We start from the raw sequence: 13830 nt of genomic DNA, 5'->3' as shown, positions 1-13830 counted from the left end.
GGGATCGATGCCCATCGGTGCTCCTCGGGTCGGCGGACAGGGGAGTGTTCAGGACCCGGCGAGGCGGGCCACGCAGGCGACGAACCGATCGATCTCGTCGAGAGTGTTGTAGAGGTTGGTGCTCACCCGCACCGACCCCGCGCCGGCCGGGGGGGGGGCGGTGGGGGGGGGGGGCGGGGCCGGGGGCCGGGGCCCGCACGGGGCCTAACGGATCGGACGACGGACGCGAACCCGCCACGCCGAGCGGATCATTCGGATCGGGGGCGGAGAATCCCGAGTGCGGATCGAAGCGGGTGATGGGCCCTGACATCGGCGAGTACGCGGGCTCGGCGGGGCCGGGCGGCGGATAGGGCGCCTGCTCATAACTCGCGGGTGGTGCGTAGCTGGTCGGCGCCGGTTCCGGCGCGTTGGTGGGGCGCGGCGCCGGTGGTTCCGGCGCGGGGGCCGCGTGCGAGCTCGCGGGCCGGACGGCGGCGTTCTCCCCGGTCAGATCCGTGACCGAGAGACCTCGCCCGCTGCGTCTACGGCGGCCGCCGCCACCCGAGGGCGGCGCGGCGCCCTGCGCTGCGTTGCGCGCGAGCAGTTCGGCGACCGATAGCTGCTTGGAATCCTCACTGCTCATGCTGTCTCCACTCGGCATGCTCGGGCGCCCTCCGTGGTTACGCGAGCTGCCGCCTCCGGGCGCTGACCGCTCATGCCGACTCCGCTCTCACCACCGGCTCGACCGGTGGCACGGCGGTCGAGCTCCCGTTGGGTTCGGCGTCCAGCTTGCGCAGGATCAGGCCTTCGCGCAGCGCCCATGGGCAGATCTCGATGCTGTCGAGCGACAACGCCCGCATACTCGCCTCCGCGACCAGTGCGCCGGCCACCAACTGCTGGGACCGGTCCGAACTCACGCCTTCCAGCTCAGCGCGGTCGGCCGCGGTCATCCGGGAGATGAACGCGATCAGCTGGCGCAGACCGGAGCTGGTCAGTGTACGGCGCACCCGTAAGCCCGCGGCCGAGGGTGCCGCCCCGGTGAGCCTGGCCAGCGAGCGGAAGGTCTTCGAGGTGCCGACGGCCAGGTCGGGTTTGCCCGCTTCGATGATGGTCTTGGTGGGCGCGACCAGTTCGGCGTCGAGCCAGTCCCGCAGCACCGCGATCTTGCGCTTGCCCGGCGGATCGTCGCGCAGCCACTCCCTGGTCAGCCTGCCCGCGCCGAGCTGCAGCGACAGCGCGACATCGGGTTCCTCGTCGCCACCGTTGGACAGTTCCAGCGATCCGCCGCCGATGTCGAGGTTGATGATCCGCCCCGCGCTCCAGCCGAACCAGCGGCGCACCGCGAGGAATGTCAGCCTGGCCTCGTCGTCACCGGAGAGCACCTGCAGATCGACGCCGGTGATCGTGCGCACCCGCGCCAGCACCTCGTCGGAGTTGGTCGCCTCGCGCAGCGCCGAGGTCGCGAACGGCATCAATTCGACGCAGCGGGAATTACGTGCCAGATCGGCGAATTCGGCGATGGTCGCGATCAGCCGCGCCTCGCCCTCCTCGGTGATCCGGCCCTGCTCATCCATGTTCTCGGAGAGCCGTAACGCCGACTTCGTCGAACTCATCGGCATCGGGTGACCACCACGATGCGCGTCCACCACGAGCAGGTGAACGGTATTGCTTCCGACATCGAGAACACCAAGCCGCACACGAATACGTTACTTGGTGATCCGGTACTACAGGCCAGGCGACTGAACTGTTAGCGTCAATATTTGTGACCGAAGCCGCGCACGGCGCCCCGGAGACCGGGCTCCGACCTGGGCGAAAGATCGATCCGAGCCCCGAGGTCGAGCTCGACTTCCCGCGCGAATGGATCGAGTTCACCGACCCAGCAAACGACGAGCACCAGATCGTCGCCGACATGACCTGGCTGCTCTCGCGGTGGTCCTGCGTGTTCGGCACGCCCGCCTGTCAGGGGATCATCGCCGAGCGCCCCGACGACGGCTGCTGCTCGCACGGCGCCTTCCTGGCCGACAAGGACGACCGCAAGCGCCTGGCAGGCGCTGTGAAGATGCTCACACCCGAGGACTGGCAGCTGATGGGCGAGGCCACCGAGAAGGGCAAGGTGGTCAAGAAGGGTTACCTCGAACTCGACGAGCTCGAGGACGAACCCGCGCTGCGCACCCGCCGCTTCGACGGCGCCTGCATCTTCCTGAACCGCCCCGGTTTCGCCGCCGGACCCGGCTGCGCGCTGCACATCATGGCCGTGCGCAAGGGCATCGAACCGCTCGAGGTGAAACCGGACGTGTGCTGGCAGCTGCCGATCCGCCGCACCCAGGACTGGGTGGAGCGGCCCGACGGTGAACAGATCCTGCGCACCGTGGTGACCGAGTACGACCGCCGCGGCTGGGGACCGGGCGGGCTCGATCTGGATTGGTACTGCACCGGCTCCCCCGACGCGCACGTCGGCGCCAGGCCGGTCTGGCAGTCCTACGGCCCCGAACTGCGCGAACTGCTCGGCGCGCCCGCCTACGAGGAGCTGGCCCGGCTGTGCAGGCGCCGCGAGGGTCTCGGCCTGATCGCGGTGCATCCGGCGACGGTGGAAGCGGAACGCATCGGCGCCGAGGATCGCATTTCGGATCAGTCGGCGTGAAATCCTCGCGACCTCGTCGTTCATACGTAGGTCGTGCAAATGTCATCCGGATCAGGTTGGATCGCTGACCATGTCCAAGAAAGCGATCTCCCTGGCGACCCTCGTGATCGGCGCCACCCTCTCCATGACCGGCCTGGCCAGCGCCGAACCGAACGGTGACCCGACCAGGTTCGCGGACTTCACGGCCGAATTCGTGAACTACACCGACCCCGCGGCGATCGATGCGGCCAAGAACGGCAAGTACATCATCGTCAGCACGATGGGCACCTCCTCGACCATCGCCTGCCGCGGCACCGGCACCGACGTGCCGATCTACGACTGCATGCAGGAAGACGCCTTCGGCTGGGTCTCGCTGAAGAAGATCGAGACCCCGCTCGGCACCGCGTGGAGCGCGATCTGAGAGTCCCCCCGAACGAGCGAACCCGGCACCACCTTCGCGGCGGTGCCGGGTTCCTGTTCGTTCGCTACGCCTCGAGCTTGTAGCCGAGGCCGCGCACCGTGACCAGGTGTTCGGGCTTGGCCGGGTCGGCCTCGATCTTGGAGCGCAGCCGCTTGACGTGCACGTCCAGGGTCTTCGTATCGCCGACGTAGTCGGCGCCCCAGACGCGGTCGATCAGCTGACCACGGGTGAGCACACGGCCGGAGTTGCGCAGCAGGTACTCGAGCAGGTCGAACTCCTTGAGCGGCAGGGTGACCTGCCCTCCGTTGACGTGCACCGTGTGCCGGTCCACGTCCATCCGCACCGGACCGGCTTCCAGCACGCCGTTCTCGCTGCCGGAGTCCAGCTCGTCGCCCGCGCCACGGCGCAGCACGGCGCGGATGCGGGCGATCAGCTCGCGCGCCGAGTACGGCTTGGTGACGTAGTCGTCGGCGCCCAGTTCCAGGCCGACGACCTTGTCGATCTCGCTGTCGCGCGCGGTGACCATGATCACCGGCACGCCGCTGCGGGTGCGCAGCTGCTTGCAGACATCGGTGCCGCTCATGCCGGGCAGCATCAGGTCGAGCAACACGATGTCGGCGCCGGAGCGATCGAACTCGGCCAGCGCGGACGGGCCGTCACCGACGACGGTGACGTCGAAGCCCTCCTTGCGCAGCAGGAACGCGAGCGGATCGGCCAGCGACTCCTCATCTTCGACGATCAACACACTCGTCATCTGCGTGCCTCCACACCGTTCGCTCGTCCAGCAGGGGGACGCTGGACGATGGTTTCCCTCGTCGTGAGCTCCGTCGGCTCCGAGTCCTCGTCCCCATCGGTTTCCAGATGGGCGGGGATGCGGAGCGTGAACGTCGAGCCGGTGCCCAGTTTGCTCCACAGGGTGATCTCACCGTTGTGATTGGCGGCCACGTGTTTCACGATGGCCAGGCCGAGCCCGGTGCCGCCGGTCGAGCGGGAGCGGGCCTTGTCGGAGCGGAAGAACCGCTCGAACACCCGCACCTGGTCTTCCTTGGCGATGCCGATGCCGCGGTCGGTGACGGCCATCGCGACGTGATCGCCGCGCAGTGACCGGCTCACCGACACGTGCGAACCCTGCGGCGAGTACGCGATGGCGTTCTCGACCAGGTTCGACAGCGCGGTGACCAGCAGGGTCTCGTCGCCGAGCACTTCCAGCCCGCTGGGCCGGTCGGTGCTCACGGTGATCCCGGCGGCCTCGGCGGCGGTGCGCGACCGGTCGACGGCCTGCTGCACCACGGTGTCGACGTCGACGACGGCCAGATCCGGCAGCTTCTCGGCGCCCTGCAGGCGCGAGAGCGCGATCAGCTCGGTCACCATCTTGCCGAGGCGCCGGGATTCGGCCAGCACGCGGGAGCCGAAGTGCCGGACGGCCTCGGGATCGTCGGCGGATTCCAGCATGGCCTCGGCCAGCAGGCTCATCGCGCCGACGGGGGTCTTGAGTTCGTGGCTGACATTGGCGACGAAATCGCGCCTGGTCGCCTCCATGCGCGCCTGCTCGGAGTCGTCGTCGGCGAACAGCACGACGAAACTGGTCTCCTCGCGGGAGAGTTTGCGGGCGACACCGCGCACGGCGATCCGGCCGCGGCCGGGCAGGGGGTTCTTGGCGGTGAGGTCGTATTCCGCGGATTCGCCGGTCGCCAGCACCTTCTCCACCGCCGCCCAGGCGCGCTCGTCGAGCAACCGGTTGCGGACGAGGCCGAGTTCCTCGGCGCGTGGGTTCACCAGCACCACGTCGCGGTATTCGTCGACGACGGCGATGCCGCTCTCGGACGCGAGCACGATCAGGTCGAGCACCTGGGACATCGTCAGCCCGGTGTCTTCCTGGGTTCGGGCGGCCTGTCTGGCGTTGACGAACGGGATCAGCAGGCCTCCGACTGCCAGACCGACGACAGCCGCGAGGACTGCCAACAGCACGGCCTGCGGAACACTCACGCCTTTGATCGTACGAGTGCCCGGGGACATCGCGGTGGCGGGTCGGCGAAGTTTCGCGCAGGTCACAGGCACTTGGCGTGGTGTTCTCGCGCCGTTCACCCGGTAGGCACCTGGGGCCGTCCCGGGCGTGTCAATCCGGCGGGTCGCCGTACATCGCGGTGGTCACGGCGGCCCCGTGCCGGTCGACCCATGCGCCGAGCGCATAAATCGGCTGGAGCAGATCGCGGCCCGCTTCGGTGAGTTCGTATTCCACGCGCGGTGGCGCTTCGGCGTAGCGGCGCCTGCGTACGAGCGTCATCCGTTCCATCCGGCGCAGCGTCTGCGTGAGCATCTTCTGGCTGATGCCGCCGATGGATGTCAGAAGGTCACTGTGACGAAGCGGACCATCCCGCAGCATGTACACGAGCACGGGTAGCCAGGAGTTTCCGAACAGGTCGACGCCCATCCTGGCCGGGCAGTCGGCCTCGTAGTCGCCGTAGGGCGGATATTCGGAACGTTCGGCCGGTGCGGCGGTCATGCGACCAGCCTGACACCGGCGTGAGGCACCCGCGAGTGCCTATCGGGATTCCTAGCGTCTGTGATGCCGAGCTCGTCGGCACACGGAACTCAGGAGTGGATATGCGAATCGGAATCATCGGCGCGGGCGCGATGGCGGGCGCACTGGGCGGCGGATGGGCTGCGGCGGGACATGATGTGTGTATCGGTGCGCGATCACGGGAGGCCGCCCAGGCACTCGCCACCCGGATCAACGCCTCACGTATGGGTGACACCGCGGACGGAGCCGAATCGGCGCTGCCGCCCGAAGCCGACCTTTCGACGGATGCGAGCGAACCACGCTCGGGCACCGGCCGCTCATCCCGCGCGAGCGAAACGCACTCGACGATCGGCCGCTCGGGTGCGAGCGAAGTGTGGGCGGACGCCACATCCGCGACGGCAGGAGCGCCGAGCGCGGTGGGTGCGGAGAGTATCGGTGCGGCGATGGAGTGGGCCGACATCGTGTTGCTGGCCGTACCGGTGGGCGCGCTCGCCGAATTGCTCGGCGAGCACGGGGACGCGTTGGCCGACAAGGTCGTCATCGACTGCACCAACGCGTTCCTGCCCGACGAATCAGCACCCGACGGCACGACCGCCTTCGTGCTGAGCGAGGACGCGGTGGCCGAGCGCATCGCTGCGGGCGTGCCGAAAGCCCACGTGGTCAAGGCCTTCAACCTGCTCGCCGCCGAGGTCTGGGCCGGGACCGACCGCGTCTTCGACGGCGCCCGGCTGGCAGTGCCGATCTGCGGTGACGATCCCGCCGCGGTGCGCACGGTCGCCACCCTCGCCGAAGACCTTGCGCTACAACCGTTCCCGGCGGGCGGACTGCATCGCGCGAAGTACCTGGAGGCCACCTCGGTATTCGCCGTCGGCCTGTGGTTCGCCGGGGCCGATGCCCGCGCGATGCTGCCGCCGCTGTCGGCCGCTTTCGCCGTCGCCGACTGAACGGCGCCGATCAGGCCTGGGTGAGGGCATAGAGCAACGGGCGAAGCCGGCCGGAAGTGTCCTGTTCTTCGCGCCAGAGCAACCGCAAGCGCAGGGGCGGCGCCTCGACATCGACGGCCGCCAGCCTGCCCGATTCGAGGTCGCCCCGCACCGCGAACTCGGGCAGCAGCGCGAGGCCGCGACCCGCGGCGACCCATTCGCGCACCTGCGCCAGACCACCGACGGCGGTGAGATCGACATCGGGTCCGAGCCATCGCCGGGTGGCCATCCAGAAGGAACACCGCGGTTCCCGGCCGATCAGACCGCCCGTGCGCTGGATCTGCGCCATGGTCACCCGACGCCCGAGCAGCGGATGCCGTGGTGGGGCGACGACCACCATGGCGACCGCACGCAGGTCGAGGTACGCGAGCTCCGATGCGGGACTCGCGAACCCGAGATCGCCGACGTGTTCTCCGGCGTCGAGAAGGACGACAGCGTCGGTCTCGCCGTGTTCGAGCGAGGCGAGAAGACGATCGCGATCGGTCTCCGGGCGCAACTGGACGCGGAGGTCGGGGTGCGCGCGATGGAGGTCGTCCAGGACGGGCGGAAGCAGTTCGGCCACGATCGATGCCTGCGCGCCGACGGTGAGATCCGATGTCGCGCTGAGCTGTTCGGCCGCGTCATCGAGCGCCGCCAGCGCGGCGGCCGCGGCGATGAGATAGGCGCGGCCCGCGGCCGTGGGGCGCATGCCGGCGTGACTGCGGGTGAACAGCGGTGCGCCGAGCTCGGTCTCCAGCCGACGTATCCGATCGGAGATCGAGGACGGTGCGAGGCCCTGGGCCGCCGCGGTGTTGTTGACGGTCCGATGCCGCAACAGCGCGATCGCGGTCCGCAGTTGATCGGTGTCCACGCGCTCACCCTATGCGGGTGTTCGGAAATCCCGAATACCCGTGCGACGGGCCCGGTCGAGTCCCTGCGGCCCGCGACGGAATCTGTGGACGTCCCGTTCGTCCGCACCAAGGAGATTCATGTCCGCGGAACAATCCGTCCCGGCCGGTCGGCGACCGACCGCACAACTGATCGGCATCTCACTGGCCTACTTCATGGTGCTGCTCGACATCACGGCCCTCGCCGTGGCCGAGCCGAGCCTGATGGCCGCACTCCACATCGGCGTCGTCGGCGTGGGCTGGACGACCACGATCTACACGACGACGCTGGCGGCGACACTGGTGCTCGGCGGCAGCCTCGCCGACCGGCTCGGCGCCTACCCGGTGTTCCTCGTCGGCGTGATCGGCTTCGCGACCGCGTCCCTGGGGTGCGCCGCATCGCCCGGCCTGGGGGCTTTGCTCGTGTTCCGGGCGCTGCTCGGCCTCTTCGCCGCGGCGATCGTGCCCAGTTCGCTGGGCCTGATCGCCGGCCTGTACGCCGAGCCGAGGGCGCGCGGGCGCGCCATCAGCGCCTGGGCGGCGATCAGCGGCGCGGCGATGGCCGCCGGTCCGGTACTCGGCGGGATTCTCATCGTCCGCTCCGACTGGCGCGCGGTGTTCGTCATCAATGTCCCGATGGCAGTCCTCGTACTCCTGCTGTGCCGGACTCCGATCGTGAGCGGCCGGCACGCCCGCCGGATCTCCTGGCTGCCGCACCTCGGCCTGGCGGCGACGCTGGCCACGACCACTTTCGCGATCACCGCGGGCGGTCAGCGGAACTGGCCTTCGGCCGCGCTGTGCGGGCTCATCGCACTGGCGTGTGGGTGCGGCATGGTCATAGCGGACCGCACGTCGCCCGCGCCGATCGTCCCGGCCTCCGTGCGCCGTCAGCGTGCTGTTCGGAAAGCCTTCGGGTGGGGCGCAGCAGTCAACTACGGCCTGACGACCGTCATCTTCGCCGTTCCGCTGCTACTCGACACCACCGCCGAGCGTGCGGGCCTCATGCTGTTGCCGATGACACTGCTGGTCGCGCTGAATCCCCTGGCCACCGGTCGGCTCGTCGCCGCCCGTGGTCCGCTGTTGCCGATCCGGATGGGCTTCGTCGTCTTTCCGGTCGGCCTGCTCATGGTCGCCGTCGCGACCGTGAGAGCGGAACAGCCGATCGTCCTCGGTCTCGGCCTGCTGGCCTGTGGCCTCGGGGTCTCCTGGACGCTGCCCGCGTTGGTCGGCTACGCGGTGGACCACGCCGGGGTCGAGGCCGCGGGGTCGGTCGGCGGCGTTCTCAACGCCACGCGTCAGGTCGGCGCCACCCTCGCCGCGGCGGTCGCCTGCGTCGCGTTGACCCACCGACACAGCGGCGGCACGGCGGCGCTCCCGTTCGTGATCGCCGCCGCGATCTGCGTGCTCGGACTGGTCAGCGCGGTTATGCCGAGTCCGGGTTGGCGCACCTCGCCCGAAAATCGGTGCACGGGAACGGAATCCGCGCACCGGTTGCGCCGTCAGGGTTTGACGGCGTCGATGAGCGTGCGCGAGGAGTAGGCAACGAAGGGGCCGTCGGCCTCGATGCGCCGGTGCAGGTCGCGGAGCGGGTCCCGGTAGGCGTCGACGGTGAACCCGGGGACCATCCAGATCACCTTGCGCAGGAAGTAGACGACAGCGCCGATGTCGCCGAATTCCATCCGCAGCCGCTCGGTCCGCAGGTCGACGATCTCCAGACCCGCGGCCCGCGCGGCGGCGGCCTCGTCGTCGGGATGCCGGGCTCGCCGGGCCGCCGGCTGCGGCCCGAGGAAATACTCGACCAGCTCGAACACGCTCGCCGGGCCGACGTGCTGGGCGAAATAGGTACCGCCGGGCCGCAGCACGCGGGCGATCTCGTCCCACCAGATGGTGGCCGGATGCCGGGCGGTGACCAGGTCGAAGGCGTTGTCGGCGAACGGCAATGGCGGTTCGTCGGGTGTCGCGACCACGACCGCACCGCGCGGATGCAGCAGCGCCGTCGCGGCCGCGACATTCGGCGCCCACGATTCGGTGGCGACCATGGTCGGCGGAAACACCGGCACTCCACCGAGCACCTCACCCCCACCGGTCTGCAGATCCAGCGCAGCGTTGACACCCGCCAACCGCTCCCCGAGCAACCGCTGATACCCCCACGACGGCCGCGCCTCACTCGCCCGCCCGTCGAGCCACGAGAAATCCCACCCCGCCACCGACACCGCCGCGGCCTCATCCACCAACTCCTCGAACCCCATGCGATCCACCCTGCCAGAGGCCGCGGCCCCCTGCGGGAGACGGAGCGAGCCGGGCATTTCAGCGACCAGCAGCAGGTCTTCCGGATCGCGGTGACGGCGATCGTCTGGTTCGGAGGGGCACGGTCAGGCCGCGAATCCGAGGCCGAGGGCGACGGCGACAGGGGCGAGATAGAGGATCGGGAAGGCGACCGTTTTGTAGGAGCGGGCGCGCAGGACGGTGACGACCGCGCCGGTGAAGTACAGGATGAGGCCGATCGCGGCGGCTACCCCGATGGCGGGGATCCACAGGCCGAGGAGGAGGCCGAGGGCGCCTGCCGCTTTGGCGAGGCCGAGGGGGGTCCACCAGCTCTCCGGGACGCCGTAGTCCACCAGCGGGTCGACGACGAAGGGGGCGCGGCGCAGCAGGGAGACGGCGGAGAAGCCGACCCAGAGCGCGGCGACGACGGTGACGATGACGTAGGCGGTGTGCATGGCGAGTCTCCTTCGGCGGCCGCGCTTCTCGCGGCTTCTGCCGAGGTGACGACGTGGCGTCGCGGAGTGTGACATCACAGGTTCGCGGGCTCGTCCGCGGCATACACTGAGTTCGGACCCGGTCGAAAGGGTGGGATTCATGACCACTGTCGAGCATTCGCGCTGCACCCCGGTGCAATGGCTCCAGGGCCTCGGTTGGTTGGCCGGCGGACTGCTGGCCGGTTGCGCGCTGTTGATCGCCGGCGTGTTCGCGCTCTGGCCGCTGGCGACGTGGGCCGTGGTCTACGGTCCGATTCTGGCGATGACCATCTGGCTGGTCGGCGCTTCGATCTATGCGCTGCGCACACACGGGAGGCGCCGCGACCCGAGGCGCAGCCTGTTCACGGCGGGCGCTGGTGTCGCGCCGGTCTACTACGGCGTCATCATGCTCGTCGCGCACATGGCGGCCTGACCGCGAGACGGTTCGGCCCCGCACCGTCTGTGACGATGCGGGGCCGACCTCGGCGAACGACTACTTGCCGCCCTGGTTCGCCACGGCGGCGGCACCGGCGGCGGCGGCCTCCGGGTCCAGGTACTCGGCGGCCTTGACCGGGCGCAGGTTCTCGTCGAGCTCGTAGCGCAGCGGGATGCCGGTGGGGATGTTCAGGCCGGAGATGTCCTCATCGGAGATGCCGTCGAGGTGCTTCACCAGCGCGCGCAGGGAGTTGCCGTGCGCGGCGACCAGGACGGTCTTGCCGGTCTTCAGCTCCGGGGCGATGGTGTTCTCCCAGTACGGGATCATCCGGGCGACGACGTCCTTCAGGCACTCGGTCTTGGGGACCTCGATGCCCGCGTAGCGCGGGTCGCCTTCCTGGCTGTACTCGTTGTCGTCGGCGATCGGCGGCGGCGGGGTGTCGTAGCTGCGCCGCCACAGCATGAACTGGTCCTGGCCGTACTGCTCGCGGACCTGCTCCTTGTTCTTGCCCTGCAGGTCACCGTAGTGGCGCTCGTTGAGGCGCCAGTCGCGCACGACCGGGATCCAGTGCCGGTCGGCGGCGTCGAGCGCGTTGTTGGCGGTGCTGATCGCGCGACGCAGCAGCGAGGTGTAGACGATGTCGGGCAGTACGTCGTGCTCGGCGAGCAGCTCGCCGGCCCGCTTGCCCTCGGCGATGCCCTTGTCGGTCAGGTGGACGTCCACCCAGCCGGTGAACAGATTGAGGGCATTCCATTCGCTCTCGCCGTGGCGCAGCAGCACGAGGGTGTAGGTCATGGGGTCATTCTGGCATCAGGGCCACGCGCACGGGGACGCCACCTCGCCGAACCCGTGCTGCGACGACCCCGACCGTTGTCCTCGCGCGGCCGCCGGGCAAGGCGTCCGGTTCGTCCGTTATCGGGACTCCGCGGCTTCGAGCGCGAGCACGCCCGCACCGACCAGAGTCGCGCCGTCGGTCAGTGTCGACAGCTCCACGGTGAGACCGTCGAGGAAGGACAGCCGCGCGTGCCGGGCGACGGCCGCGCGCAGCGGCGCCCACAGTGGTTCGCCCGCATGCGCGAAGCCGCCGCCGATCACGACCTTGTTCACATCGAGCAGCGCGGCCGCCGACGAGACCGCCTGGCCGAGTGCGGTTCCCGCCCTGGCCAGCGCGGCGACGGCCACCGCCTCGCCCTGTCGTGCCGCCTCGGCCAGTTCGATGCCGGTCTCGCCGGTCCAGCCCCGCGCCCGCGCCCAGCGCACCGACGACATCCCGCTGGCGACCGCCTCCACGCAGCCGAATCCGCCGCAGCCGCAGGGGGTCTCGTCGCCGGGCACCACGAGGTGGCCGATGTGGCCGCCGTTGCCGGTACGCCCCATCACGACCCGCCCGTCGGCGATGATGCCGCCGCCGACCCCCGACGACACGGTCAGCGCCAACCCGTTGTCCACCCCGCGCAGCCCGCCGATTCGATGCTCGGCCAGTACCAGGCAGGCGCCGTCGATCGCCAGGTCGACCACGGCCTCCGGGAACAGGTCGCGGACCCGCTCGACGATCGCGAACCCATCGCGCCACGGCGGCAGGTTCAGCGGCGCGATGCTGCCCGCGGGCACGTCGACCGGGCCGGCCGAGCCGATGCCGACGGCGGTCACCGCGCTGTCGGCCGCCACAGCGCGCAGCAGCTCCCGGCACGCGGCCCACGGGTCATCGGCGGCCGCACGCACGCGCCGCACCCCGCGCAGGGAGTAGTCCGGATCGACCACTCCCGCAGCGAATTTCGTCGCTCCGATGTCCAGCGCGAGGATCGTCATCGCGGCTGTTCCTCCCCTGGTCACGGCATCGGCCCAGCACAGCGGCCCCCGATGTGAGTTCTCACAAAGTGTGGCACTCGACACTTTGAGTACTGAGTGGTACGCGTGGCCCAGTTTCGTTGGATACTTCACCCCGGGTCGGGTCATTGTCAGTTGGGCAGCACAACTCTGATGAAGGATAGCTGTGTCGAAATTCGTTGTTCTGGTGTTGAGCCTGCTGTCGGTGGGCTTCCTCGCCGCGCCGGCGGGCGCGAACCCGCTGTATCCGACCCCGGATCCGGACCCGTTCTTCCACGCGCCGAGCGACATCGGTGCGCTGTCGCCCGGTGACGTCGTCCGGAGCCGTCGCATCGACACCGTCCTCTACCCCGGGACCGAGGGCTGGCAGGTCGCGTTCCGCTCCACCAACTCGGCGGGCAACCCGATCATGGGCGTCACCACCGTGCTGATGCCGATCGGGGTGAAGAACCCGCCGCTGGTGTCCTACCAGGCGCTGATCAACTCCATCGGCACCCAGTGCAATCCGTCGAAGTCGCTGTTCAACGGTGAGCTGCAGGACGCGCCGGGCGCGATGCTGCCGATCGGACGCGGCTGGGCCGTCTCGGTGCCCGACTACCTGGGCCCGACCGTCGCCTACGGCGCGGCGAAGATGAGCGGCATGGTCACTCTGGACAGCGTGCGCGCCGTGCGGAAGGTCGCCGAACTGGGCGTCGGCGATTCACCGGTCGCGCTGGCCGGGTACTCCGGTGGCGGCATGGCCACCGCGTGGGCCGGTGCGCTGCAGCCCACCTACGCGCCCGAACTGAAGCTGGCCGCCGTGGTCTCCGGCGGTATCCCGGCCGACCTCGAACTGATGGCCGACGCCCTCGGCTTCGCCCCGCACCCCGGCTTCGGCCTGGCGTTCGCGGCCGCGATGGGCATCGAGCGCGAGTACCCGGAGCAGGTGCCGGTGTCGGATCAGCTCAACGAGAACGGCCTGTGGTTCCGCGAATTCACCAAGGACGCGTGCCGTCGCTTCCTGCTGTTCCACGGCATCTTCCGCAACGCCGAGCAGATGGCCGCCTCCAAGGAACTGATGTCGAGCCAGGTCGCGCGCGGCGTGCTGCGGGAGAACAGCATCGTCCACTACCAGGGCGCCCCCACCGCGCCGACCTACATCTGGCAGGGCAAGTACGACACCCTGACCCCGTACGGCCCGGTCGCCGAGACCATCGGCCGCTGGTGCTCGGCCGGCTCCCCGGTGCAGCTGTCGACGATCGAGATCTCCGAGCACATGACCGCCGCGGTCGCCGGTTTCGTCGACGCCTGGAACTACGTCGAATCCCGCTTCCGCGACGACCCGGTCCCCTCGAACTGCTGACCTGACCCGCCCGGGGGGGGGGGGGGGGGGGGGGGGGCGCCCGCGCCCCCCCCCCCCCGCCCGCGCAGCAGCGGGGGGGGGGGGGGGGGGGGGGGGG

At 69.9% G+C, this 13830-nt stretch carries 15 protein-coding genes; 6 read left to right on the top strand and 9 right to left on the bottom strand.

What is annotated here, in order from left to right:
* Positions 1–692: 692 nt before the first annotated feature.
* Complete coding sequence (locus QH270_RS06845; protein WP_280339595.1) at positions 693–1676, bottom strand: Ppx/GppA phosphatase family protein; 984 nt, start codon at positions 1674–1676, stop codon at positions 693–695.
* A 65-nt stretch (positions 1677–1741) separates the two neighbouring features.
* Here QH270_RS06845 and QH270_RS06840 point away from each other — a divergent pair, with 65 nt between their 5' ends.
* Positions 1742–2620 (top strand): hypothetical protein, encoded by an 879-nt coding sequence (locus QH270_RS06840; protein WP_280339594.1) that lies wholly within the window; start codon positions 1742–1744, stop codon positions 2618–2620.
* Between the two features lie 70 nt (positions 2621–2690).
* Positions 2691–3020, top strand: a complete 330-nt coding sequence (locus tag QH270_RS06835) for a hypothetical protein (protein WP_280339593.1) — start codon at positions 2691–2693, stop codon at positions 3018–3020.
* Between the two features lie 64 nt (positions 3021–3084).
* Here QH270_RS06835 and QH270_RS06830 read toward each other — a convergent pair whose 3' ends face one another.
* The 3 genes from QH270_RS06830 to QH270_RS06820 form a co-directional block, all read right to left on the bottom strand.
* Positions 3085–3774 (bottom strand): response regulator transcription factor, encoded by a 690-nt coding sequence (locus QH270_RS06830; RefSeq protein ID WP_019049472.1) that lies wholly within the window; start codon positions 3772–3774, stop codon positions 3085–3087.
* Complete coding sequence (locus QH270_RS06825; RefSeq protein ID WP_432420309.1) at positions 3771–5036, bottom strand: sensor histidine kinase; 1266 nt, start codon at positions 5034–5036, stop codon at positions 3771–3773. The genes QH270_RS06830 and QH270_RS06825 overlap by 4 nt, the downstream gene beginning before the upstream one ends.
* A 100-nt stretch (positions 5037–5136) precedes the next feature.
* Positions 5137–5523, bottom strand: a complete 387-nt coding sequence (locus QH270_RS06820) for a winged helix-turn-helix transcriptional regulator (RefSeq protein WP_280339589.1) — start codon at positions 5521–5523, stop codon at positions 5137–5139.
* Between the two features lie 101 nt (positions 5524–5624).
* Between QH270_RS06820 and QH270_RS06815 the strand changes: the two genes are divergently transcribed.
* Positions 5625–6485 (top strand): NADPH-dependent F420 reductase, encoded by an 861-nt coding sequence (locus tag QH270_RS06815; RefSeq protein ID WP_280339587.1) that lies wholly within the window; start codon positions 5625–5627, stop codon positions 6483–6485.
* A gap of 10 nt (positions 6486–6495) precedes the next feature.
* Here the strand turns inward: QH270_RS06815 and QH270_RS06810 are convergent, their stop codons facing one another.
* Positions 6496–7374 carry a LysR family transcriptional regulator gene (locus tag QH270_RS06810; protein ID WP_280339586.1) on the bottom strand — a complete coding sequence of 293 codons (879 nt, stop codon included), beginning with the start codon at positions 7372–7374 and terminating at the stop codon, positions 6496–6498.
* A 118-nt stretch (positions 7375–7492) separates the two neighbouring features.
* Here QH270_RS06810 and QH270_RS06805 point away from each other — a divergent pair, with 118 nt between their 5' ends.
* A complete protein-coding gene (locus tag QH270_RS06805; RefSeq protein ID WP_280339585.1) occupies positions 7493–8929 on the top strand; it encodes an MFS transporter in 1437 nt (478 codons plus the stop codon).
* Here QH270_RS06805 and QH270_RS06800 read toward each other — a convergent pair.
* Both QH270_RS06800 and QH270_RS06795 read right to left on the bottom strand, forming a co-directional pair.
* Entirely contained in the window at positions 8890–9639 is a 750-nt protein-coding gene (locus tag QH270_RS06800) for a methyltransferase domain-containing protein (protein ID WP_280339584.1), read from the bottom strand. The two genes, QH270_RS06805 and QH270_RS06800, sit on opposite strands and share 40 nt — an antisense overlap.
* Positions 9640–9762: 123 nt before the next feature.
* Positions 9763–10110 carry a DoxX family protein gene (locus QH270_RS06795; protein WP_280339583.1) on the bottom strand — a complete coding sequence of 116 codons (348 nt, stop codon included), beginning with the start codon at positions 10108–10110 and terminating at the stop codon, positions 9763–9765.
* A gap of 139 nt (positions 10111–10249) precedes the next feature.
* Between QH270_RS06795 and QH270_RS06790 the strand changes: the two genes are divergently transcribed.
* Positions 10250–10561, top strand: coding sequence for a hypothetical protein (locus tag QH270_RS06790; protein ID WP_280339582.1), 312 nt, complete (start codon positions 10250–10252; stop codon positions 10559–10561).
* 60 nt (positions 10562–10621) lie between these two features.
* Here the strand turns inward: QH270_RS06790 and QH270_RS06785 are convergent, their stop codons facing one another.
* The gene (locus QH270_RS06785; protein ID WP_280339580.1) at positions 10622–11359 is read right to left on the bottom strand and encodes a phosphoglyceromutase; all 738 of its coding nucleotides are present in this window, start codon (positions 11357–11359) and stop codon (positions 10622–10624) included.
* Positions 11360–11476: 117 nt separating this feature from the next.
* Complete coding sequence (locus tag QH270_RS06780; protein ID WP_280339578.1) at positions 11477–12373, bottom strand: ROK family protein; 897 nt, start codon at positions 12371–12373, stop codon at positions 11477–11479.
* Between the two features lie 184 nt (positions 12374–12557).
* Here QH270_RS06780 and QH270_RS06775 point away from each other — a divergent pair, with 184 nt between their 5' ends.
* Positions 12558–13733: a lipase family protein gene (locus tag QH270_RS06775; protein WP_280339576.1), complete on the top strand. Its 1176-nt coding sequence runs from the start codon at positions 12558–12560 to the stop codon at positions 13731–13733.
* Positions 13734–13830: the final 97 nt, after the last annotated feature.

The sequence above is a fragment of the Nocardia neocaledoniensis genome (genome assembly GCF_029868625.1).
Taxonomy (GTDB): Bacteria; Actinomycetota; Actinomycetes; order Mycobacteriales; family Mycobacteriaceae; genus Nocardia; species Nocardia neocaledoniensis_A.
This window is presented reverse-complemented; position numbering and strand designations above follow the sequence as displayed.

What these genes read in the sequence shown, in the direction of transcription:
- QH270_RS06785 (WP_280339580.1), bottom strand. Translation starts at nt 11,359, where the DNA reads ATGACCTACACCCTCGTGCTGCTGCGCCACGGCGAGAGCGAATGGAAT.
- QH270_RS06800 (WP_280339584.1), bottom strand. Translation starts at nt 9,639, where the DNA reads ATGGGGTTCGAGGAGTTGGTGGATGAGGCCGCGGCGGTGTCGGTGGCG.
- QH270_RS06835 (WP_280339593.1), top strand. Translation starts at nt 2,691, where the DNA reads ATGTCCAAGAAAGCGATCTCCCTGGCGACCCTCGTGATCGGCGCCACC.
- QH270_RS06820 (WP_280339589.1), bottom strand. Translation starts at nt 5,523, where the DNA reads ATGACCGCCGCACCGGCCGAACGTTCCGAATATCCGCCCTACGGCGAC.
- QH270_RS06815 (WP_280339587.1), top strand. Translation starts at nt 5,625, where the DNA reads ATGCGAATCGGAATCATCGGCGCGGGCGCGATGGCGGGCGCACTGGGC.
- QH270_RS06795 (WP_280339583.1), bottom strand. Translation starts at nt 10,110, where the DNA reads ATGCACACCGCCTACGTCATCGTCACCGTCGTCGCCGCGCTCTGGGTC.
- QH270_RS06790 (WP_280339582.1), top strand. Translation starts at nt 10,250, where the DNA reads ATGACCACTGTCGAGCATTCGCGCTGCACCCCGGTGCAATGGCTCCAG.
- QH270_RS06825 (WP_432420309.1), bottom strand. Translation starts at nt 5,036, where the DNA reads ATGTCCCCGGGCACTCGTACGATCAAAGGCGTGAGTGTTCCGCAGGCC.
- QH270_RS06780 (WP_280339578.1), bottom strand. Translation starts at nt 12,373, where the DNA reads ATGACGATCCTCGCGCTGGACATCGGAGCGACGAAATTCGCTGCGGGA.
- QH270_RS06805 (WP_280339585.1), top strand. Translation starts at nt 7,493, where the DNA reads ATGTCCGCGGAACAATCCGTCCCGGCCGGTCGGCGACCGACCGCACAA.
- QH270_RS06830 (WP_019049472.1), bottom strand. Translation starts at nt 3,774, where the DNA reads ATGACGAGTGTGTTGATCGTCGAAGATGAGGAGTCGCTGGCCGATCCG.